Genomic DNA, 22,411 nt, shown 5'->3' with positions numbered 1-22,411 from the left:
CTAAGTCACTTATCTTAAGGTAAAACTAAAGATACTGCCGCGATCAACACGCCTATAAATATAGCGACACCGATTACAGCAGCAATGATGAAGTGGCTTAGTTTTCCTTCACTAAAATCTCTATCGCGGTTTTTATTACTTTGTACGCCAAAAAAAGCGGCGCCGACGCTTTTAGCGGTCGTTTTAAAACTACTGCTTTTATCAGAAGAATTTGTTTTTTTTGATAAGTTTTCCGTTGGCATCATATAATCCTTTTGTTGGGTGACACTTGATAGTCGCTTACTTTTCGCGCTAAAACAATCCTAAATATATTTCATCATTATTATCTACACGTTTTAGCGTTATCGAACGAGCAACTTATTTCAAGGTGATCGCTAACGTGGTGGCGATGAACAATGATTACCTGTTTAACATAACAGGGTAAAGTCGATATAAATTATAAAAAATGCATATATTTTTGACAGTAAAATATAGCTAGTCTATGCTAAATTGTATATTTGTCTAATATACAGATTATTTATCTAATTTACTGATAAAAATAGAAAAAGGATTTTCCATTGAACACTGATTTACTCAATTATGTTAACTTTCCCGCTTTAATTATTAATGAGCAAGGAACTGTAGTTAGTCGTAGTAAACACATCAAGCATAAATATCATATTAATGAGGGAGATGACTTCTTTGCATTATGTGACAGTAAGGTTAGTTTATCTGAATTCATTCTCAACATTTCTAATATGCCTTTAGGCTCAAATGATAAATGTTTAACACATTTTAGTTTTATCCAAAAAAATATAGAGGTGTATGTCAGTATTATCAGTAAACAGCCGATTCTGTTTCTTATTGAATATAGTGCTGAATTACTACAGGACTCATCTGTTATTGATTTAGTCGACCACTCGAATAATTTATTGTCCTTAGTTGATAAAAACTATCACTATTTGTCAGTTAATGAGCAATATAGCCATAAATGGGGCTTGCAAAAAGCGGACATTATTAACCAACATGTTATAACGGTCTTAGGAGAAGAAGCTTTCAATAAAGTGGTTAAGAAAGAGCTCGATTTATGTTTTTCAGGCAAGGTGAGAACTTATACTGATTGGTTTTATTCAGAAAATAAAAAACAAATGCTCTTTCTCAAAGTTGCTTATCAACCTGTTTTTGATAGTCATTCAGACCAAGTTAATTCTGTAGCCGTTACAGTAACTGATATTACCGATATTCAAGTACTCAATGAAAAACTGACGGAACAAGCTTTCCATGATCCGTTAACCACCTTAGATAATCGATACGCTTTAATGGCATATTTCGATAAACTTTCCGCCACACTGACCAGAAATGATTGTTACAGTCTAGTAATGATAGACTTAGATGATTTTAAACGCGTTAATGATTCATACGGTCATAATATCGGTGATGAACTGTTAAAAGCCTTCGCGGTTAACTTAAAAAACACTTTACGTGCCGATGACTTTTGTTGTCGATGGGGCGGAGATGAATTTGTGCTGTTATTAGCGCAAGGAAACACGGCTCAAACATTAGTCACTGCGAGATATAATATAAACGATCGATTTCAGCAACTGCAAGAGAAAGTTTACCAGGTGGCAAAGCATAAATTATCATTGAGATTCTCATTCGGTTTAGCGTTATTTCCTCAACAATCCAAGAGCTTAGAACAACTCATCTCGATAGCAGACAGCAAAATGTACCGAGACAAAAAACTACAAAAGTTAAGTTAAATCTCACCTCAACAAAGGTCCCTAGATTAAGGACCTTTTATTGAAGCATTCACTTTGTTAATAATTATGATAAAAACCATAAGTTTCGTTGATTTTACGGTGTTGCTGATCAGCCCAAAGGTAATACTGATGATCTTGTAGTTGGCTTGCAGCTGCTTTGTCTAACAAAATAACTGCATTTTCATGCATCTGTAATGCGGATGCCGGACACATAGCGGATAAAGCTCCGGTGATCATTGTATTTACTGCTTGGGCTTTATTTTCTCCTGTCGCCATTAATAATACATAGCGAGCATCCATAATAGTGCCAATACCCATGGTCATTGCCATTGTTGGTTGTGTTTCACCGTCTTTAAATAAGCGGCTATTATCTGTCAGTGTTTGCTGGGTTAATGTTTTGATACGGGTACGAGATGATAAGCTCGAAGTCGGTTCATTAAAACCAATATGGCCATTAGCGCCAATACCTAATATTTGTAAGTCGATACCCCCTAATGATTTTATTTTGTTTTCGTAGTTAAGCCCTTGTTCACGAGGGTTTTGGTTATGGTTACACGTTGGTAGGTAGGTATTGATTTGTGCTATGTCTACGTTATCAAATAAATGCTCTTTCATAAAACTCCGATAACTTTGAGCATTATTAGCATTAATATTATGGTATTCATCAAGGTTAAATGACGAGACGTGGCTAAAGCTTAGCCCTTCATTTTTATGTTTATTAACTAAATGTTTATAGAGGCTAATCGGGGTGCTACCGGTAGCAAGACCGAGCACAGGTTTGGCTTTTTTAGTGATTAATTCACTGACCCATAGTGCTGCATGCTCTGCAACTTGTTCAGCATCATCAAAAATAATTATTTGCATGTAAAATCCTTAAAATTTAATTTAATTAGGTAAAGTTTCACTAATGGATGCAAATCGTTATTGTGATGAATATCGGCTTTTTGGTTTCGCTAAATATATTAATTAGGTTTAAATATCTTAGCTATGCCGCCGTTTATTTTTAAATCAACACTAGTATAATTGTACTACGCGAAGATTTTTTTTGCACTGTCTTTAACTATCTTTAAAAAGCCAGTAAAATTATTACTGGCTTATTTTTATTTATAAGTCGATATCAACCGAATAAGAAATGACAAACTTCATATCATCATTATCGATGTCGGTATCAGATACCGCAAAGGTAAAGCCATCTTTACTTAAGCTAACACTGTAATCGTTATAATCTTCTGCGATCATGGCGTCGTCAAAAGAATAATCGCCAAGATGAAAAGCTAAGGTTAAACCATCAGCTACTTCAAACTCTGCTCCCGCTGCAATATATAAGCTGGCATCAGCAAAAGCAGCACCGTCGTCGTTATGAATTCCGTAACTTGCTGAAAGTGAAAAATATGAATAGCCCAAAGAGCCATATATCTCGCCAAAATCATATTCGTTAGTACTATCAGTTTGAGCTGAGTCAGGGTAGGCATAATAAATATAACCCACATCATAACTAACATCTTCGTTTAATTGGCCGCTAAAACCTAAGTAGAAATCTAGTTCAGCACTCGCATCATCACCAAAATCGACATTTGAAGCCCAAGCTCCAGCATAAAAGCCTGAATCGTCAGCATAGTCGATACCACCAGAAATAGCGGCAGCATTGTCTGTTTGGCTAACACCACGCCATATATAGTTACTACTAGCAGCAACATTAGCAGATAAACCTTCAACAGCTGATGCTTGTGTTGATAATAATGAAGTAGCGGCAAGTAAAGATGTGAGCGATATCGATAATAGTGTTTTTTTCATAATAGTCTCTTTATGTAGTAGTTTTTTATTTAATATTTTAGGGCTAAACCATACGTTGCAAGGTAGATGCCTGAGCGACATAATAATATTAATAAATTTTACATAGTTATTTCAATGGCTTGGTGAGGTTGTTTTTTTATTATGAGGGTCTCTCACTAATAGACGAGCTTTATTGGTGCAATTAAATCGTTAACGCTCATAAAAAGTGCATAAAATATCGATTCGTATTATCTCGTATGTCGTGGTCTTTCTTGGCAGTCTTTCACGTTATAGTTAAGCCGTGGTTATAAAAAGTAATCAGAGCACGAAATAATCATGAGCATTCGACACTAAAAGAGCAATCGCTGGGTAACATTGAGTTAAATAACGCTTGGACGCATGAATTTATAGAGTTTTCCCTTAGGTCGTTGTTATAATGTTGCGCAATATTCTAAAAAGGTTTATCTATGTCTTCATTTTTAATTGCTCCTTCTATATTGTCTGCTGATTTCGCACGTTTAGGTGATGATGTTGCTAAGGTTTTAGCTGCGGGTGCCGATGTTGTGCACTTCGATGTAATGGATAATCATTTTGTGCCTAACTTAACTTTTGGCCCAATGATTTGTCAGTCGCTACGTGATTACGGTATTACTGCACCTATTGATGTACATTTAATGGTCAAGCAGGTTGATAGTCTAATTCCAGGCTTTGCTAAAGCAGGCGCAGATATTATCACTTTTCATCCAGAGGCAAGTGATCATATTGATCGTACTCTGCAATTAATAAAAGACCATGGCTGTAAAGCGGGACTGGTACTAAATCCGGCCACACCATTGAATTGTTTAGATTTTGTTATGGATAAACTTGATGTTATCTTGTTGATGTCAGTTAATCCTGGCTTTGGTGGTCAATCGTTTATTCCAACCACATTGGATAAGTTGAGATTAGTAAAAGAGCGCATCATCGCTAGTGGACGTGATATTCGTTTACAGGTTGATGGCGGTGTTAAAGCAGACAATATTGCTGAGATAGCGGCGGCGGGCGCTGACATGTTCGTTGCAGGGTCAGCCATTTTCTCAAAGCCAGATTATAAGCTGGCGATTGATGAAATGCGCAGCGAATTAGCGACAGTTAGCCAATAGTTTAATTAACAAATAAATCAAATAAAATAAAGAGAAATCATGAGTAAACCTATCGTATTAAGCGGCTGTCAGCCATCAGGTGATTTAACCATTGGTAATTATTTAGGTGCGTTAAAACAATGGGTTAGCATGCAAGATAGCCATGAGTGCTATTACATGTTGGTTGATCAACATGCTATTACTGTTCGCCCAAACCCCGCTGATTTGCGAAAGGCGACGCTTGATGGCCTAGCCTTGTATCTAGCCTGCGGCGTTGACCCAGAAAAGAGTACCATCTTTATTCAATCACATGTCCCTGAACATGCTCAGCTTAGTTGGGTGTTAAATTGTTACACACAAATGGGCGAATTGAACAGAATGACGCAATACAAAGATAAGTCACAAAAGTCTGAAGCAAATATGAATTCAGGTTTATTTACTTATCCAGTCTTAATGGCAGCAGATATTCTTCTCTATAATGCTGACCGTGTGCCGGTTGGTGAAGATCAAAAGCAGCATCTAGAATTAGCTCGTGATATAGCGACTCGTTTTAATAATCTTCATGGTGACACATTCACTGTGCCAGACCCTTATATTCCTGAATTTGGTGCGCGAGTAATGAGCTTACTTGAACCAACAAAGAAAATGTCAAAATCAGACGCTAATCCTGGTAATTTTATTGGCTTATTAGAAGACCCTAAAAAAATCAGTAAAAAAATCAAACGCGCCATGACTGATTCTGATGAAGAAGCTAATATTTATTTCAATATTGAAGAAAAACCAGGTGTATCAAATTTACTGTCTTTATTGTCTTGTTGTACAGGTGAAACCGTTGAGCAGTTAGTACCACAATATGAAGATAAAATGTACGGGCACTTAAAAGGTGACGTTGCTAATGCTGTGGTTGCTTTATTAGAACCTATTCAGCAAAGATATCATCAGATCCGTGAGGACCAGGCTTATTTAGATGCAGTGATGAAAGCAGGCGCTGAAAAAGCATCAGCTAGAGCAAGTAAAATATTAGCAAAAGTTTATGATGCGGTAGGTTTTATTCCTCGACCTTAATGTGTCGTCATCACTCAGTCGTTATTCTCTGGGCTAACAAACAAAAAAGCTAACGAACTCGTTAGCTTTTTCTGTTTATTAAGGTGCTTTATTTGTCTTCAAGTGCTGCTTCTTGCGCATCGTTAAATAATGTTTTACTGCTCTCAAGAAAGCCTTGAACATTATTGCTGTGAGTAAATAAATAACTTGGCGCCATTAACGTGGTATTAAAAGCGGGACGGATACTGAATTCAGGTTTTTTACTTAACTGAATTAAGAAGCTACCACCAAACAATAGCAGCGTCATGCAACTTGCTATTACTGTTCTGCGTCGAGTGCTCATATGAAAACCAATTTGGCAATTTAGCCAGAATAAACAAAATGCCAATACAATAGGTAAGAAAGTGGCAAGTACGCTGAGTATTGACTGAGATGAAGCATTAAAGCTGGTGATGTTTTCAATAAAATCACTTAGCCACATTAAATTATAAAAGACAAAACAGATGCCTAATTGTCCCCAAAATCTAGCATCATGCTTGGTTAAATGAGAAACCAAAGCAACACCAATAGGCCAAAGCCCAAAGAGTAAAGTCATGCCAATAGCCGGTACTAATAACTGAGTGAAATTGACTTCTACAGGGTTGTGAAGGTTAAATAACCAGCCGGTAACACTGGCAAATAATAAAATATTTATGGCTAAAAAGACCGGATGTCTTGTTAAGGTTAAAATATTTTCAAAAGGGCTAAAACTAATGCTTTCAGGTACGGGGTGATCGGGAAAAACAATGCGTACTAAACTTTTGCCAATCATAAAGACTTGTCCAGAACGAACGATGTGCTGATGGACAGCTGATTTTGTTTTTGAAAACTCATCGTCATAAAAACTGCCGTTAATAGAGCCTTCATCGTTTAGCAGCCAATGTTCACCATTAAAATTAAGACTAAGGTGTTGGGCACAAATATGTGGGTCCGCCATAATAATATCATTATCATAACCACGACCAATATTGATGTGATTTTGCATAAATTTATGTCGGGCTATTAATTTATGGGCGCGAGTAATTTCTTCTATGATTATTTCCATGAAATAGACTCCATAAATTTCTCTGTAAACTTGAGTGCACTATTTTGCGTAACGCCAGCGACAGTAAAGTGGCTAAGTAAGGCTTGGTCGCCCTTATCAACAGAAATAGCTATATATAAAACGTCAAATAATTTAGGGAAATCTTTGTAGGCACGGGTACAAAAAACTGATTTGTTGGTAATCGCTTGGTTTGATGGTGTAACAATATCGTGCTGACATTGAAACTCAGTAACATCATCTTTACCCGCTTTGTTTCCTGGCATGACTTGCGTTAATTGACGCTCAAATATTTGATAAAACTTAGTGTCGCTAAGTTCTTTTGCTTGCATATAGCGATATTCCATTTCAATAGAGCCGGTGAAAAAATCATTTGAGATGTAAGTGTTTTCATCCAAAGAACAATTAGCAACCACGGCTAGAACAATAGCATCTGCCTTATCAGCGTTTGACTCTCCCCAACAACGAATAAAAGGAATATTAACCACGGGAATTAAACCTTCTCCTAAAGGGCGCATCTGCCATTCGCTATTTAACAAGGTGGTAATTAACTTGTCTTGATTATCGGCAAGTTGTTGTGCCATTTGTGCTGCAATACTTTCAGGATCACCTGTTTTATAACGCTTGTATAAGTTAAGCAGTTTATCGTGTGGTACTAAAAATCCGATTTGATTACCTGAAGTCGCCACATTTATCCCAACGACTTCAGAGTTTTTATTAACGACAGGTCCGCCACTCATCCCAGAGTTCACTGAGCCGGTAAAATGGATGCGGTCGTTAAAAGATTCATTCTTCAAACCATTGTAAGTGCCGGGTACTACTATCATGCCTAAATCGTGCGGGTTACCTAACGAATAAAGCTCTTCGCCTTTTTGGGGAACACGCTTTGCAATTTTAAAGAAAGGCATTTCGCCATCAGTCGTTCTTTTTACCAAGGCGAGATCATTGATAACATCAACACTTTGTAAAGTAAGTGGCGCTTTGTTACCTTGATGATCAAAAATTTCAATCGTGTACTTATTGGGATGACGCGCATAGCCAGAAATAACGTGATAATTGGTTGCAATTAAACCGTCGGCACTAATTTGAAAACCAGAGCCAATTGATGACTTTTCACCGCTGGCGATGTCTATAAGTCTTATTTGATAAAGTGACGGAGCAAGTTGTTTGAATATTTCTTCTGCTTGTTCGGTGGCATAACTTATTGTGCTAACACACAATAAAATTAAGGTAGTTAAACCTTTCATTTATATTCCTTATTTTGAGTCTTAGTTCATTGTGCCATTGTTAGGTTAATTGTCATCTATTATCCCCAAATAAAGTAAATTCTCTTTGTTGTTTGTTAATGTATTGTATAGTTAAGAATAAAATGGATAAAAGGTAGCGTAATGAAAATAGCCAGCATCATGACCAAAGCATTTGTTAGCGTCTCTTTGGACGATACGTTATTGACGATAAAAAATATTTTTGAACATGCTAATTTTCATCATTTACTGGTCGTTGATAATAAACAATTATCAGGGGTTATTTCAGACAGAGATCTTCTCAAAGCACTGAGTCCTAATATCGGCACTGCCGCAGAGCTCCCAAGAGATACAGCAACCTTAAATAAGAAAGCGCATCAAATACTGAATCGCAAATTGGTCACCTTAACGCCTAACGCTAATGTTTTTGATGCCATTGATATTTTTAATCAGACTAAAACGTCATGTATTCCTATTGTTGATGAAAATAGCATTCCCGTTGGCATATTAACTTGGCGAGATATCATGAAAACTTTAGGAGATAAAAATGCAGAGCGCCGTAATTAAGACAATAAGTTATTAACTATTGTCTAAGTTTAAAGCAATTATGTTGCTTAAAGTAACTGCCGTTAATAGGTTAAATTAGTCTGCTTTGAAAATAAGCTAGTTGTGCACTTTTTGCTTTTAACGTTAATCAGCTCTGTAGCTAAGGTTTTTAGTTAAATAACGATTACTCTTCTAAAATGTCTTGTTTGACTTAGGTCAAGTAAGTCATTTTTTATTGCGACATTATGTCGCAGTTCACTGTTTTTACTTTGTTTTTATTGATTATAGCTAACACAATAGTATTAATTCTATTTGGTATACTCAAACAAGTAAGTGAAACAACTATGACGTTTTCAATTAAACCCGTTGCTTTAGCAATAAGCTCTTCATTAGTTTTTAGCAGTCTTTTGTCTATTAGTGCATTTGCTAATAATACGTTTGATTCAACGGCTAACCTCGATGAGATTGAAGTGATCACTATCACTCATCAACGTCACCATCTCGGCATTGAAAATAATGAAAGTTATGCCCAAGGGAAGACTACGGAGCCCGATTTAGCGAGTTGGTTAAAGTCGGTCCCCGGTGCAAATGTCAACAGTAATGGCCCGGTAACGGGTATTGCACAATATCGTGGCCTATATGGCGACCGAATTTCAACCACACTTGATGGACAAGCTGTCATTGGCGCTGGTCCTAATGCTATGGACACACCCTTAAGTTATTCTACGCCATTAATTGTTGAGTCTATGACTGTCTATCGTGGTATCGCCCCGGTTTCTGCCGGCATAAATACCCTGGGTGGTGCTATTGATGTAAAAATGCGTAAAGCAGAAGCCAATAATAGCGAGAAACTCGCGATAAATGGTGATTTACAAGCAGGTGTTCGAAGCAATAATGAAGCGCAAACATTATCATCGGTGGTTAATCTTACCAAAGGTGATATTGCTGGGCTTTTTTATGGCAATGTTCAAGAAGGTGAGAATATGGAAAGTGGCGATGGTAAAATTATATCGCCAACTGATTTTGCTAAACGACAATTTGGCACTGATTTACGTTATTTTGGCGAGAGTAGTGAAACAGGTTTTAGCTACCATTATACAGATACCCAAGATTCGGGTACGCCAGCATTACCTATGGATATAGAATATATTTATAGTCACCGAGCAAGTTTAGACGGTAACTTTACCTGGGCCGATTGGCAAGCAGATTGGTTGTTTGGCTACACCGATGCCGATCATGGTATGACTAACTTTGAAAAGCGATTGAATAATAATCCAGAAAAACATCGTCGTAATAATGCTACGGGTATAACAACTAATTTTAATTTTTCGCTGGGTAAATCTTTTACTTTTGGTGAGTTAGAATTTGGCTTCGATGGTTATTTAGCCAAGCATGACTCTGTGATCACCAATCCAAATAACTCGATGTTTGCCGTGGTAAACTTTAATGATGTCAAAGATGATCGCTTTGGGCTATTTGCACAATGGCAGCAAACCTTTAACAATACCAAAGTTCAGTTAGGCGCCCGTTTAAAAAGAGCTGAATTAGATGCAGGTCAAGTGGCAACATCTATGGCAATGATGATTATGCCGATGGGCTCTGCAATGATGGATAATATGAATTCAGCTATGCCAACGATGGCTGATTTAGCCATAGACTTACGGGATAACTTCAATAACAGTGATCACAGTGTTAATGATACCAATATAGATATCGCATTAAGCACGGAAACTCAATTATCGAAAGATTTATCATTATATATAGGCGTAGGTTTAAAAAATAGAGCGCCTTCATATCAAGAGCTTTACCTCTGGACCCCGATGGAATCAACGGGTGGGCTGGCCGACGGTAACACTTATGTGGGTAATATGGATCTTAACAGTGAGACAGCTTATCAAGCGGATGTCGGTTTTACCTACCAAACTGAAAAAGTTATGATCACACCTCATTTCTTCTATCAAAATATTGATGACTATATTCAAGGTACTCCTTTAGGTATGTTGGATATGTCAGCAAAAATGATGGCCCAAATGATGGCGGGTGATGATAACCCTCTAAAGTTTACTAATGTAGATGCTAAGCTTTATGGTGCTGATGTAAATGGCTATTACACTATAAATGATCAAATACAATTATCAGCCGTGGTCAGTTACGTACGTGGCGAACGTCGTGATATTAATGATAACTTGTATCGTATTGCGCCATTGAATGGTCAGTTAAGTGCCAATTACTTTAGTGAGAATTGGTCTGTAAATATGGTTTTAGTGATGGCCGCCGCACAAAAAGATATTTCATTAACGAATCAGGAACAAACAAGTGCTGGTTATGGTGTGATGAATGTAGACGCTCAATATTACGTCAATAATCAATTAACGCTTCGTTTTGGCGTTGATAATCTACTCAATAAAGAATATCAAAATCACTTAGGTGGCTATAACCGAGTCAAAGGCAGTGATGTAACGTTTATGGACCGTTTACCTGAAGAAGGTACCAGTGCATGGGCAGAAATGACATATAGCTTTTAATCTATAAATCATACTGTCATTAAAATAGTAAATCGCTGACAAGCTATTTGGATTTGTCAGCGATGTTTCATTAGGTAATATTTAATTTTCATAATAACAATACCTCTCTTACCTTTTCGCTATTTTTACGTAAGCTGCGCAGATAAATCCAGTTATATTTTTAATATGATTATATTGAACGCTTGCTAAACTATTAAATTTTAAATCAAATTTATCAGTAGATTAATTTAAGCTGATTTAGATCAATTACGCTGTTATATACGCTTGCTGAAAAGTTAATAGTAAAGTAGAATCAAATGATAATCATTATTATTTGAGTTGTTGTTTATGACCCTTTCACAATTGAGGCGTACCCAACGAGCGGTGATCCGCACGTTGCCAACAAATTTCGATTTGACTTCAAAGTTAATCGAGCAGGGTTTTGCGTTAAAAACTGAGATATCATTAGCCCATAAAGCACCATTTAATGGGCCACTTGCCTTTCATCTCCATGGTACTAAAATTTGCTTAGCACCGAGTATTGCTCAACAAATAGGTATAGAAATCGTCTAATGTCACAAGCTTTACATTTGGCTCTAGTTGGCTTTGCCAATTCAGGAAAAAGCACGTTTTTTAATGCTCTAACGGGCGCGAAACAACAAACAGGAAACTGGACTGGCGTCACTGTAGCGACAAAACAGCAGCGCTTCTCATTTAATAATGAGCAAGTTTTACTTTCAGACTTACCTGGCATTAGTTCTCTCGCCACTCGAACTGAACAAAGTAAAGACCTGACTATTACCCAAGATTTTCTTAAAAATAACGACATTGATTGTTTAATTAATGTCGTCGATGCGACGCAATTAAAGCGTCAGTTGTATTTAACGACTCAGCTACTTGAACTCGGTTTACCGGTATTATTGGTTATCAATAAATCTGATCGAAAAGAAGCGCAAACCGTTGATATAAATATTTTAGCCAAAGAACTTGGCTGTAAAGTTATTATTGCCAACAGCTTAGCTAAAGATACCTTAAAACAAGTTGAACAGGCTTTACTTGAATTACCTAAAGCAAGTGAACGTCCAAAGAAATTAATGTTATCAGCAGATATTGTCAATAAACTCGCGGACAAAAACTCAACTGAGGTGTTAATTGATCTTGAATGTGGCGCTTGTAATGATCAAGGTGGCTGTCAGCAAACCAATACCGATGCTATTAGTATTATGCAGGCGCGTTACGAGTTTATTCAGCAGTTATTGATCGATGTTAAAAAGGGTCTACCGGCTTCCAAAAAAGCACCGGCAATAAGTTTAAGTGACCGCCTTGACCATTTTATCCTTCATCCTTGGTTAGGTGTGCCCGTTTTTCTTAGCATGATGTACTTATTGTTTATGTTTGCAATCAATGTTGGTAGCGCTTTTATCGACTTTTTTGATATTTTAGCCGGCGCTATTTTTGTCGATTACCCGCAAAGATTTTTATCAAGTTATGATTTACCTCAGTGGTTGCTAACCTTAATTGAAGGAGCTGGCTTAGGTATTCAAACGGTCGCTACTTTTATTCCAATCATCGCTTGTTTATTCATTGGTTTATCGATTTTAGAAAGCAGTGGCTACTTAGCGCGTGCAGCGTTTGTGGTTGACAGTGCTATGCAAAAAATTGGTTTACCCGGCAAAGCTTTTGTCCCTTTAATTGTTGGTTTTGGTTGTACGGTTCCTGCTGTAATGTCGGCACGAATTCTTGATAGTGAGCGTGAACGTATCACCACCATAATGATGTCACCGTTTATGTCGTGTGGGGCACGTTTACCGGTATATGCTTTATTTGCTGCGGCATTTTTCCCGGATTCTGGGCAAAACTTAGTTTTCTTATTGTACTTAATCGGTATAGCGGCAGCACTATTCACTGGATTTTTATTAAAGCACACGGTATTAATGGGCAAAAATTCTGTCAATATTATGGAATTACCGCTTTATGAAATACCTAAGCTTTCTTATCTAGTGCATCGTGTTTGGCAACGTACTCGGTCTTTTATTTTGGGGGCAGGTAAAACGATTGTCTTAGTGGTTTGTGTACTCAACTTCTTTAACTCATTAGGTACTGATGGTCAGTTTGGTCATCAAGACTCTCAAGAGTCGGTATTAAGTAAAAGTGCTCAGGTTGTTACCCCTTTACTTGCACCTATGGGTATTAAGGAAGATAACTGGCAAGCAAGTGTTGGCATTATTACCGGCTTGTTTGCGAAAGAGGCTTTAGTGGCTACATTTAATAGTCTCTATACCGATGTGAATGCAGAGCCAGAAGCATTAAAGTCAATGGCTGAGTTGTGGACTGACGCGACGGATTCAATAAAAGAAAACTTATTAGGTATTCAAGCTGATGATCCTTTAGGGACTGATATCGGAGATGTTACCAACTTACATACCGCCGCAGAAGAACAAGGCGTTAATGAAGGAACATTCACCGTTATGCAGGCTGCATTTGCCGGTAAAATTGGCGCATTTAGTTACTTGTTATTTATTTTGCTTTATACACCTTGTGCAGCAGCTATGGGCGCAATAAAGAGTGAAGTTGGCAGTCGTTGGGCTGGATTTGCGGCTTTATGGAGCTTTTCATTGGCTTATTTAGCGGCGACATTTACTTATCAAGTGGCAACCTTTGCTACTAATCCGTTGTCAGCGGGAATTAGCATCATCATTGTCATTGCCATTTTTGCGGCGATATATTATTGGTTAAAGCGTTTTGGTAAAAGTATTTTAACAATCCCAACACAAGTTTCTTATTATTAATTTAAGCTAAGCTCAGCTTTTGCTAAAAAATACCGATAGATTGTTTATCGGTATTTTTTTAGGCTGAAACTTCTGCTCATCTTGCTCATTAACCCAAAGTCACTCTTTACTGCTATGCTTAAATTCATTAGACCGTAAATTTAAGCCTTTAATGTATAGAGATAAACGTCAATGAAATCTATGAACCAACAAATGGCTGAGCACTATTTATTAGCTAAACCAGCAAGCTCACTTTATTATCCATTTGGCGATGACGTTAGCGTTTTCAAGGTCAAAAACAAACTGTTTGCAACGATTTCTCATGGTTCAAACGCTAAAAGTGCCAAGGTTGCAGAAGACGCTAAAGGCCACTTTTGGATGAACCTAAAATGTGACCCAGATGAGGCAGAGATATTACGTGATATTTTTCCAGGCATCATTCCCGGCTATCATATGAATAAATCTAATTGGAATACTATTATCTTAGATGGCTCAATTCCTCAGGGCGAGCTAGAGAGAATGATGGATAATTCTTATTTACTAGTGGTCAGTAAAATGACCAAGAAAGATCAGCAGTCAATTCTAATCCAGCTTTAGCCGCTATGGCAATATTGATCATAAACCTAGCTATTCGCTTAAAAGCGTTATCTGTTAATTTAACTGTTTGAACTAATCAATTTACTATGTGCAACCCTTAGCAGTGTGGTTACGCCATTTTGTATATACATACTCTGGGCTTTTTTGATATGAGCAAGGTTACCAGAGGATACACATCTCCACTCATCCATTACATGGAGATGGAGATACCAGACAGTTTTACTCTTCATAGATGTTCCTTAATGGCTGTAGCTGAATACTAGCTAAAGGATAATAGAGAGGAGCATCTTTTGACAAACGAGATATTTTAAGGTGATAGGTTAGTAAAATTCAACTATGAATTTTACTGAAGTTGATCTTTAATCTTCGTATCACCGTAATGATAGCTATACTCAAGTTGGAGAATTATTATGATGAATACATTAACTAACAGTAATCAAGCAACTATACCTACTATTATTGGTGTCGCTGAATCGACTCATTATTTGGTTGGCGCGGTTGATTCTCTCAATAACTTTATTGGTCTAACCCAATCTAGAGATGTTGCTGTGATGGGATCTTTAGTTGAAGCTAAAAATTATCTTCGAGATAATAATATATTTAACGCTGCACTAGAGTATCAAACAGCTTATGATGAAATGTGTGGCACCAGCAGTAGCAATGGTCGATGCAGCCAAATGATTAAGTTTTAACTGATGAAGGATAGACAATTAACGCTAAGAGATTTTTTAGAAATCTATGACCATATCACCAAAGAGGGTACTAAACTCGATGGTGTTTATCAGTATTCTGGTATTAAAGCTTGGCATGACTTTGATGGATATACATGTTGGTTAGGTTATAAAGACTTAACAATAACCTTGTTATTCCATGGCAGATTTTCGATTGAATATGATAATAAAGTGACGCTTGAATCTTTTCATAAAATAGCTGACGGTTTTACTAAAAAATAATCACCTTTAATAAATAATCCCAATAAAAACTGCAAATCTCATTGCAGTTTTTTTTATTGTTTTTAACTTCAATAGTTAAATCAAAAAGTAACCTGGAATAACTAACTTTTAACGGCCATTACTGTCAGCTACCAATTAATAGACTTGCCCTGCCAATCAAGATAACTCAAGGTATGATCAATAGGAGTATCAGCAACAATAGTTAGCAATTGTTTGGCAACAAATTCACTGGTAAAAAGTTTATCTGCAGGGACATTCTTTTGAAAAGGTTTAGACAACGGCGTATCTGTAGTACCGGGATGAAAAGAAATTAGCTTTATATTCTTTGCTCTTCTTGCAAACTCGATAGATGCAGTTTTAAGCATCATATTTAATGCTGCTTTCGATGCCCTATAGCTATACCACCCGCCTAATTTGTTATCATTTATACTGCCGACCCGGGCACTAAAAACAATAAATTTACAGGGTGACTTCCTTGTCAGTATTGGTGTCAACTTCTGAACCCATAACATTGGGGTTAATGTATTTGCGCTAATAACTTGCTCAAATGCTTGTGCATCGAAGTCTTCGAGACGTTTTTCTGGTTGAAATTTATCACTATGCAGTATGCCGTTACAGACAAAGACTTGGCTTATGGGTAACTCACTATGCGCAACTAATTCTGCTATAGCATTGTCTATTGATTGCGGTTGGTAATCTTTAACCGTAATTTTTTTAGTTTTAAGGCTGTTTTGCTCCTCAACAGTGTCTTTCTCGTCAATGGCTTGTCGACTAATAAGAATAAGGCCAGTATCAGCCAAAGAAGCTACTTGGGTGGCAATTGCTTTGCCAATGTCGCTATTTGCGCCAATGATCAGTGTTAGTTGATTTATCATAACAAGTTCCTGAATTACAGTTTGCTGTTTTTATGCCAAAAACCTTGGCGAGAAGTGCTGAAATTTGATGACGGTATTTAGCCAGTCCTAAGTAAACCCAGTGGCTTAGTGTTTTAAATACTGGCCAATTAAGTGGAGCTACCCAAAAGCCTTTACCAACAAGTGTCCAAGCCCTATGTGTGACTTCTAAACCGAGCAGAACTTTACCATTATAAGTCGCGTGTAATATTTTCATAGCGGCTGAAAAATCAATTGCAGGGTATAGACTTGAAAAATTTTCTTGATGTATATCGACCAAAAGTATGATGTTGTCTTGATCATGCCTTTTTAGGTGGATCATTTCAGTTGCACACATTGGACAGTTGCCATCATAGAATATAGTTAGCATGAATTTTCCTAAAAGTTATTGGGTGGCTACATAAATGAACCACAAATAATAAGCACTGGTATGCAGTGAGAGAACAATAAAAGTTAGCCAAAAACGCATTCTCATGTAAGCTAAATCAACATCGTTTATTTGCTCTGTTATCGCTAATTTTTTTTCATATAAAAATAAAAACATAAAGCTGAACGACAATACTATCAAGGCTAAATCATCTGGCATCAGTAAAGTGGTAAAAGCGATTAAGCTTAATAAATTACTAATAATTTGCTGTGTTAGCCGAGTATTGTCTTCGGCTTTACGCCACAATGTGCCAGCAATAAAACTGACTATAATAGCGCTATAGGCTATAAAAGCTTGTTGTGCCCACACAGAAGAGTCTTCTAGCACAACACTTAAATATAAAAAACCTGCAAAAGGTAATAGACCAAGATAGCCAAGTAACTGCCAACTTTTCATTTTTGTCCCTAGAGTTCAGTGAAGCTTATTTAGATTTCAAATGAATTACCGTCAAGTGTATGGCCATCAAGTGAAATTTCTCCAGGTTGAGTTTCTGGCTTAGCATAACTCAATCGTGATAAGCGTTGACTGTTGTGGTAGCTATCTAGTCCTGATATGGCAACCGTACCCAATGATTCGATATCAATATAGCCATCGGCTTTAATAGCAACTTCATCACAAAGAATATCAGTGATTTCGCCTATTACTAATTGGGTACCATTAAGTTCGATTGGCACTATCTCACGCAGTTTCAAGGCGTACTTTAAGTGACTTTCTTTAACAAAAGGGGCATTGATACCATCAACGTTATAAGGCGTTAAGCCAGTTTGCTCAAATTCTGATTGGTCGGCATTATAACGCGCTGATGTTTGATGGGCCGCTTGCCAAAAACTTTCATTAACTTGATTTATGGTGAATTGTTTAGTCTGCAGAATGTTTTCTAAAGTATGACGTTCTACAATGTCTGGGCGAGTAATAAAACCAACTAGAGCAGGCGAAGCACCTAAATGGACAACAGAGCTAAATATCGCTAAATTGTTATGGTTTTGCTTGTTGCGTGTACCAATGAGGTTAGCACTTTTAAATCCGGATAAACTATTGACCAGTTGAGCCCGGTAGCGTGCATCCATCTTTAACAATTGGTCATGGCTCAAGTGTTTCATTTTAGGTTTACCCGATAATATAATTGATGGCTAACTATACGTAGTTTAGGCCAAGGACGATCACCTCGCTGAGATATTTTAATTATTGTACCTAGTTAACAGTAAAGACAAGGCTGCACTTTACTCTTTGTTATAATTAATATTATTTTTAATAACCGTATTATTAAATTAACACTGAATAAATAGAGTTATGATAAATGTATAACAAGCTGTTACTCGGTTAATTTCATCGGAGGTTTAAACCTCATTGCACTTTTAAACGTATACTCGGTATGATAAAAATCCAGTGAGAATTACCCAATGATACAAAGCATTTATAAAGCCTTAATATTAATTTTAGTTTTTCCAGCTTTTTACGTCTTTTCAGAGCAGGGGACAGTCGTATCTGTTGAGCGAAAGAAAGCCGAAGGTTTTTTATACGGCGTAGGTATCAGTGTTAATAAAGAGATATATAAGGGATATAACACCCGAGTAATGCCTTTACCTTTATTGGGATATCAAGGAGAAAACTTATCGGTATTTGGACCATTTATTAATTATAAGTTAATAAATGCGAATCGATTAACTCTCTCCGCAAAATTATCCCCAAGATTCCAAGGGTTTGATGAATCTGATAGTGCTATTTTCGAAGGGATGAGAAAAAGAAAAAGTTCATTTGATGTCGGCTTTGGTGTTGATTATCAACAAAATGATTGGAAAATCGGCTTTTCTTCGATGTTTGATGCACTAAATCGCTCAAATGGTTTTGAGATAAAATCAACGATTGGTCATGTTTTTAGGTATGGGCCAATATTTTTCGAACCCTCAATTTCACTCAGTTTCTTAGATAAACATCATGTTGATTACTATTATGGTGTTTCTAAAGACGAAGTGAATCAAAATAGGGGGGCTTACCTTGGTCATAGTGGCGTTAATAAAAATCTTGGATTTTCAATCGCGACCCCTGTTTTTTTTGGCGGATATACCCGCTTAAATCTTGAATACACTTGGTTTGATAAAAGTATTACTGACAGTCCTCTAGTTGAAGATAAAAGCAGTTTACAGTTGCTTTTAGTGTTTACGAAAAACTTCTAGCAGCACCATCAAGCTATACTAACTCGTAAGCTTTTAATCCTTTTGTTGTAGTAAAACCATATTCACTGAGCCAGCTAATCGCTTTATCTTGATCAGAAAATATTCGCCTCTCAAAGTTACTGCGTGTTTCAATTGCCATTTTATCGAGGTACATTTTTTTCATCATTGATTCATTGGCGACTTGCGCTGATTTTTCTAAACCATTTAAAATACAAAAAGCGGCTAACTCATCAACAACAGGGACAATTTCAGGAACACTTATTTGCCAGTCATCTAAGAAGACTAAATGCGCCCATTTTTGTATTTTTAACAATTTCACTTGCGCTATAAATGCTTGTGAAAAATTTTCCGCACACTCTTTATTCCAGGATCCCGTTAAGCGCGCGATAATTATATTATTGCTCACGTGTAATTTGAATTCACCATGAGGTGCAAAATAATCATGCATTGATAATCCCCCTGCTATTCCAAAGCTAATCTGCAGTTAATACCAAAATTATTTTTAGTATAGCGTTTATTTTTAACTTTTCACTTTATATATTTGATATCCATACTGTTTGATAAGGTGACAAAGTAAGCTCTTGGTTTAACTCTGTTATTTTTACTGCGGTAATAAGTTCAAACCATGATTCGGTAATAATTAAGTTCAGCTCACTCAAGGGTAATACTACCGGTTGATCAGAAATATTACTCACACAAAACATGCTTTGTTTTCGGTCTTTACTTTGTCGCCAAAAACCAAACAATTGCAAACCTAAATGCAGGGTAAATTGCGTTGCGTTAGGATGAAAGGCGGGTTGTTTAATTCTTAACGCCAATAAAGATTTTAATGATGAAAGCACTTTTGCATGGTGTAAGTTACTGTCATTAAGTGCTTCTTCTAAAGCTTCTACATGCCAGCGACGCCTGTTAATTGCACGGTTATGATGGGTATTTGCTAATTTTTGATAATCATTTTGTGTGCCTAGCATGCTGTGAATGTAGATACCTGGTATGCCTTCGAGGGCAAACATAATGGCATGTGCACAAATAAAACGCTCAAAATTCCACTGATCTTTACCTCGCACTGTGCCTTGCATTGCATCATAAAGTGATATGTTCATTTCATAGGCTTTTTGTTGGCCGGTATCTGTAGTGCGCCAAGATATTTTTCCACCGAAATTTTCTACTGCCTGTACTAAATTATCCAGCTCAGCTTCATCTAATAATCCTTCTGCCGGGCGTAAACCAATACCGTCATGTGATGCAATAAAGTTAAAATACATAGTGCCATCTTGCGCAGGAGGCATACTCATTAGCCAGCGTTTAAGGTATAAACAGTTACCCGTTAGCAAGGTATTTAATAACAACGGCGGTAATGAAAAGTTATATATCCCATGGGCTTCATTGGCATTACCAAAATAAGTGAGGTTCTGCGTATTGGGGATATTGGTTTCAGTGATAATAACAGCATCTTGTTTAGCTGACTCAATAAGCGTCCTTAATAACCTGACCACCTCGTGAGTTTGCGGTAAGTTAATACTGGGTGTTCCTACTACTTTCCATAAAAACGCGATGGCATCTAGACGAAATATTTTTACACCCATATCAAGGTATTGTTTAATAATAGAAGCGAAAGCTTTTAAAACTTCAGGATTACGAAAGTCAAAATCAACTTGGTCATGACTGAATGTGCACCAAACAAATTGTTTGCCTTTGCCAGTTTCAATTTCCTTTAAGAGGGGCGATGTCCTTGGTCTCACAACGGCTGACAAGTCATCATCAGCAAGAGCCGTAAAAAAATAATCGCTGCCTTGTCCTTCACCTTTAATGAAATTGTCAAACCATGCACTTCTGCTTGAACAATGATTGATGACGAGATCAGACATTAAACGATAATGTTCACTTATCTGGCCAATATCTTGCCAAGTACCTAACGACTCATTTACCGATGAATAATCGATAACTGAAAAACCATCATCAGAACTATAAGGAAAAAAAGGTAAGATATGCACGCTGTTAACCGTATTGCTAACGTTAGTGTCTAAAAAAGTCTTCAACGTTTTGAGTGGTGCTTCATCAGCCTTAACGATACTATCGCCATAGGTTATCAAGATAATATCTTCTTCTGACCAATGGTTTGAGAAAGGCTTCGCCGCCATTGTTTCTTTAGATAACCCCATAATATCAAGCAGAGATTGGGCAATATCACTTACTGGCTTTTCAAGCTGGACATCGTGATAGATAGTCGAAAGCTGCTGAACTAACTTTTCTTTTAAATTACCCTGCAATTTAGGTGTTAACTGATTATCTTGCGTTGGCATGTGGCACCTTTTTTTATAATGCTTGTCTGAATTCTTCGTTATCTAACTCTACCGCTTCTTTTAGTTGCGATAAAATATCAGGTATGGCGCTAACTACTCTATTCCAAGAAGGAATAAAAGGCGTATCCATGGGTTGATCTAAGAAGGTATTGCCCGCGGTTAATATATTCTGTGCGAACATCTCAACTGCTTTTTCTTCATTATGAATATCAAGTTTAAGGCCATTCATCATGGCATCATTTCGATAAGTTTCGACATAATCCAACGCAATACGATAGTAAGTCGCTTTTAATGTTCTGAATTTTTCTGCCGTGAACGTTTCACCTTGGGTAGCAAGTTTACGAATAAAAGCTTTACTGATATCAATCGACATTTTTGATAAACCACCATCAGTATTATCCAAAGATAAATCTTGATGCTTATGATCGTAGGTCGCGGCAATATCAACTTGGCATAAACGGTTAGGCGAATAGTTGCGATACATTTCTGAGAGCACACCAATTTCAAGGCCCCAATCACTAGGAATACGAATATCGTTTAATACATCTCGACGGAAAGAAAATTCACCGGCTAAAGGATATAAAAAACTGTCCATGTATTCTAAATAGTCACAATGACCGACTGTTTTTTTCAACGCTTTAATTAGCGGTGTTACTAATAGACGGGATACACGGCCATTTATTTTTCCACCGGCAACTCGTGCATAAAAACCTTTAGCAAACTCGTAATTAAACATAGGGTTAGCAACAGGATAAAGTAGTCTATCTAGTAGTTCACGTTCGTAGGTCAAAATATCACAATCATGTAGGGCAATTGACTCCGCTTTACCCGAAGCTAAAATATAGCCCATGCAATACCAAACATTACGGCCTTTACCCAACTCTTTGGGGGCTAACCCTAGGGCATGTAATTTTGCATCTATCGCTTGTAATCTTGGACCGTCATTCCATAATACTCGGTGATGTTGTGGCAGTTGACCAAAGAAAGTTAAGGCGTGTTTATATTGTTCAAGATCGGCACGGTCAAGACCAATAACTATTTCTGATAAATATTCGACACCTTTAATTTTATTAATAATGTCGGGCAAGGCTTTGCCTTCTAATTCAGAAAATAATGAAGGTAAAATAAGCCCTAAAGAGCGCTTTTTAGAGAAGGCTAGTATTTCAGCTGCCATATCTGCTGGTTCACGCTGTGCTAAGTTATGTAGCGTGGTTACTGTACCGTTTTGATAAAAATCAGCCATG

General features: G+C 37.1%; 23 protein-coding genes. 11 read left to right on the top strand and 12 right to left on the bottom strand.

Features of this window, described 5'->3' with window-relative positions; all coding sequences use genetic code 11:
• Window positions 1-14: 14 nt before the first annotated feature.
• Window positions 15-245, bottom strand: coding sequence for a DUF2970 domain-containing protein (locus H4J75_RS13815; RefSeq protein ID WP_259368901.1), 231 nt, complete (start codon window positions 243-245; stop codon window positions 15-17).
• A 312-nt stretch (window positions 246-557) separates the two neighbouring features.
• Here H4J75_RS13815 and H4J75_RS13810 point away from each other — a divergent pair, with 312 nt between their 5' ends.
• Entirely contained in the window at window positions 558-1,739 is a 1,182-nt protein-coding gene (locus tag H4J75_RS13810; protein WP_182222461.1) for a GGDEF domain-containing protein, read from the top strand.
• Window positions 1,740-1,796: 57 nt separating this feature from the next.
• On the opposite strand, the gene nagB is transcribed toward H4J75_RS13810, so the two are convergent.
• Complete coding sequence (gene nagB / locus H4J75_RS13805) at window positions 1,797-2,603, bottom strand: glucosamine-6-phosphate deaminase (protein WP_182222460.1); 807 nt, start codon at window positions 2,601-2,603, stop codon at window positions 1,797-1,799.
• A 240-nt stretch (window positions 2,604-2,843) separates the two neighbouring features.
• Window positions 2,844-3,533 (bottom strand): TorF family putative porin, encoded by a 690-nt coding sequence (locus tag H4J75_RS13800; RefSeq protein ID WP_182213846.1) that lies wholly within the window; start codon window positions 3,531-3,533, stop codon window positions 2,844-2,846.
• Window positions 3,534-3,979: 446 nt separating this feature from the next.
• Between H4J75_RS13800 and rpe the strand changes: the two genes are divergently transcribed.
• Both rpe and trpS read left to right on the top strand, forming a co-directional pair.
• Window positions 3,980-4,654, top strand: a complete 675-nt coding sequence (gene rpe, locus H4J75_RS13795; RefSeq protein ID WP_182213845.1) for a ribulose-phosphate 3-epimerase — start codon at window positions 3,980-3,982, stop codon at window positions 4,652-4,654.
• A 39-nt stretch (window positions 4,655-4,693) separates the two neighbouring features.
• Window positions 4,694-5,698: a tryptophan--tRNA ligase gene (gene trpS / locus H4J75_RS13790; RefSeq protein ID WP_182213843.1), complete on the top strand. Its 1,005-nt coding sequence runs from the start codon at window positions 4,694-4,696 to the stop codon at window positions 5,696-5,698.
• Between the two features lie 88 nt (window positions 5,699-5,786).
• On the opposite strand, the gene H4J75_RS13785 is transcribed toward trpS, so the two are convergent.
• Window positions 5,787-6,761, bottom strand: a complete 975-nt coding sequence (locus tag H4J75_RS13785) for an FHA domain-containing protein (protein WP_182222459.1) — start codon at window positions 6,759-6,761, stop codon at window positions 5,787-5,789.
• Entirely contained in the window at window positions 6,752-8,005 is a 1,254-nt protein-coding gene (locus tag H4J75_RS13780; protein WP_182222458.1) for a serine protease, read from the bottom strand. The genes H4J75_RS13785 and H4J75_RS13780 overlap by 10 nt, the downstream gene beginning before the upstream one ends.
• Window positions 8,006-8,146: 141 nt before the next feature.
• On the opposite strand from H4J75_RS13780, the gene H4J75_RS13775 reads away from it, so the two are divergent.
• The 7 genes from H4J75_RS13775 (at window position 8,147) to H4J75_RS13745 (ending at window position 15,370) form a co-directional block, all read left to right on the top strand.
• Complete coding sequence (locus tag H4J75_RS13775; RefSeq protein WP_182213838.1) at window positions 8,147-8,569, top strand: CBS domain-containing protein; 423 nt, start codon at window positions 8,147-8,149, stop codon at window positions 8,567-8,569.
• 323 nt (window positions 8,570-8,892) lie between these two features.
• Entirely contained in the window at window positions 8,893-11,073 is a 2,181-nt protein-coding gene (locus H4J75_RS13770) for a TonB-dependent receptor (protein WP_182222457.1), read from the top strand.
• Between the two features lie 327 nt (window positions 11,074-11,400).
• Window positions 11,401-11,625, top strand: a complete 225-nt coding sequence (locus H4J75_RS13765) for a FeoA family protein (protein ID WP_182213834.1) — start codon at window positions 11,401-11,403, stop codon at window positions 11,623-11,625.
• The gene (gene feoB, locus H4J75_RS13760; RefSeq protein ID WP_182213833.1) at window positions 11,625-13,841 is read left to right on the top strand and encodes a ferrous iron transport protein B; all 2,217 of its coding nucleotides are present in this window, start codon (window positions 11,625-11,627) and stop codon (window positions 13,839-13,841) included. The genes H4J75_RS13765 and feoB overlap by 1 nt, the downstream gene beginning before the upstream one ends.
• Window positions 13,842-14,021: 180 nt before the next feature.
• On the top strand, window positions 14,022-14,417 hold the full coding sequence (locus H4J75_RS13755; protein ID WP_182213896.1) for an MmcQ/YjbR family DNA-binding protein: 396 nt from the start codon (window positions 14,022-14,024) through the stop codon (window positions 14,415-14,417).
• A gap of 410 nt (window positions 14,418-14,827) precedes the next feature.
• The gene (locus H4J75_RS13750) at window positions 14,828-15,109 is read left to right on the top strand and encodes a DUF6482 family protein (RefSeq protein WP_259364960.1); all 282 of its coding nucleotides are present in this window, start codon (window positions 14,828-14,830) and stop codon (window positions 15,107-15,109) included.
• Between the two features lie 3 nt (window positions 15,110-15,112).
• Window positions 15,113-15,370, top strand: coding sequence for a DUF3081 family protein (locus tag H4J75_RS13745; protein WP_182213831.1), 258 nt, complete (start codon window positions 15,113-15,115; stop codon window positions 15,368-15,370).
• 128 nt (window positions 15,371-15,498) lie between these two features.
• Here the strand turns inward: H4J75_RS13745 and H4J75_RS13740 are convergent, their stop codons facing one another.
• From H4J75_RS13740 to H4J75_RS13725, 4 genes are read right to left on the bottom strand one after another with little or no spacing between them, the layout of a single operon-like run.
• A complete protein-coding gene (locus H4J75_RS13740) occupies window positions 15,499-16,245 on the bottom strand; it encodes an SDR family NAD(P)-dependent oxidoreductase (protein ID WP_182222456.1) in 747 nt (248 codons plus the stop codon).
• Complete coding sequence (locus H4J75_RS13735; protein WP_182213827.1) at window positions 16,208-16,633, bottom strand: thiol-disulfide oxidoreductase DCC family protein; 426 nt, start codon at window positions 16,631-16,633, stop codon at window positions 16,208-16,210. Before H4J75_RS13735 ends, H4J75_RS13740 begins: the two co-directional genes overlap by 38 nt.
• Before the next feature lie 15 nt (window positions 16,634-16,648).
• Window positions 16,649-17,086: a DUF3429 domain-containing protein gene (locus tag H4J75_RS13730; protein ID WP_182222455.1), complete on the bottom strand. Its 438-nt coding sequence runs from the start codon at window positions 17,084-17,086 to the stop codon at window positions 16,649-16,651.
• A 29-nt stretch (window positions 17,087-17,115) separates the two neighbouring features.
• Window positions 17,116-17,790 carry a flavin reductase family protein gene (locus H4J75_RS13725; RefSeq protein ID WP_182222454.1) on the bottom strand — a complete coding sequence of 225 codons (675 nt, stop codon included), beginning with the start codon at window positions 17,788-17,790 and terminating at the stop codon, window positions 17,116-17,118.
• A gap of 300 nt (window positions 17,791-18,090) precedes the next feature.
• On the opposite strand from H4J75_RS13725, the gene H4J75_RS13720 reads away from it, so the two are divergent.
• Window positions 18,091-18,864, top strand: a complete 774-nt coding sequence (locus H4J75_RS13720) for a MipA/OmpV family protein (protein WP_182222453.1) — start codon at window positions 18,091-18,093, stop codon at window positions 18,862-18,864.
• Window positions 18,865-18,877: 13 nt separating this feature from the next.
• Here the strand turns inward: H4J75_RS13720 and H4J75_RS13715 are convergent, their stop codons facing one another.
• From H4J75_RS13715 to H4J75_RS13705, 3 genes are all read right to left on the bottom strand, one after another.
• Entirely contained in the window at window positions 18,878-19,312 is a 435-nt protein-coding gene (locus H4J75_RS13715) for a hypothetical protein (RefSeq protein ID WP_182222452.1), read from the bottom strand.
• Between the two features lie 85 nt (window positions 19,313-19,397).
• On the bottom strand, window positions 19,398-21,167 hold the full coding sequence (locus H4J75_RS13710) for an alpha-amylase family glycosyl hydrolase (RefSeq protein WP_182213819.1): 1,770 nt from the start codon (window positions 21,165-21,167) through the stop codon (window positions 19,398-19,400).
• 13 nt (window positions 21,168-21,180) lie between these two features.
• Complete coding sequence (locus tag H4J75_RS13705; protein ID WP_182213817.1) at window positions 21,181-22,410, bottom strand: glycosyl transferase; 1,230 nt, start codon at window positions 22,408-22,410, stop codon at window positions 21,181-21,183.
• Between the last annotated feature and the right edge of the window lies 1 nt (window position 22,411).

Origin of the sequence: Colwellia sp. BRX10-1 (assembly GCF_014077545.1) — a bacterium.
GTDB lineage: Bacteria > Pseudomonadota > Gammaproteobacteria > Enterobacterales > Alteromonadaceae > Colwellia_A.
The sequence above is the reverse complement of the archived record's forward strand: the minus strand, read 5'-3'. Positions and strand labels throughout refer to the sequence as shown.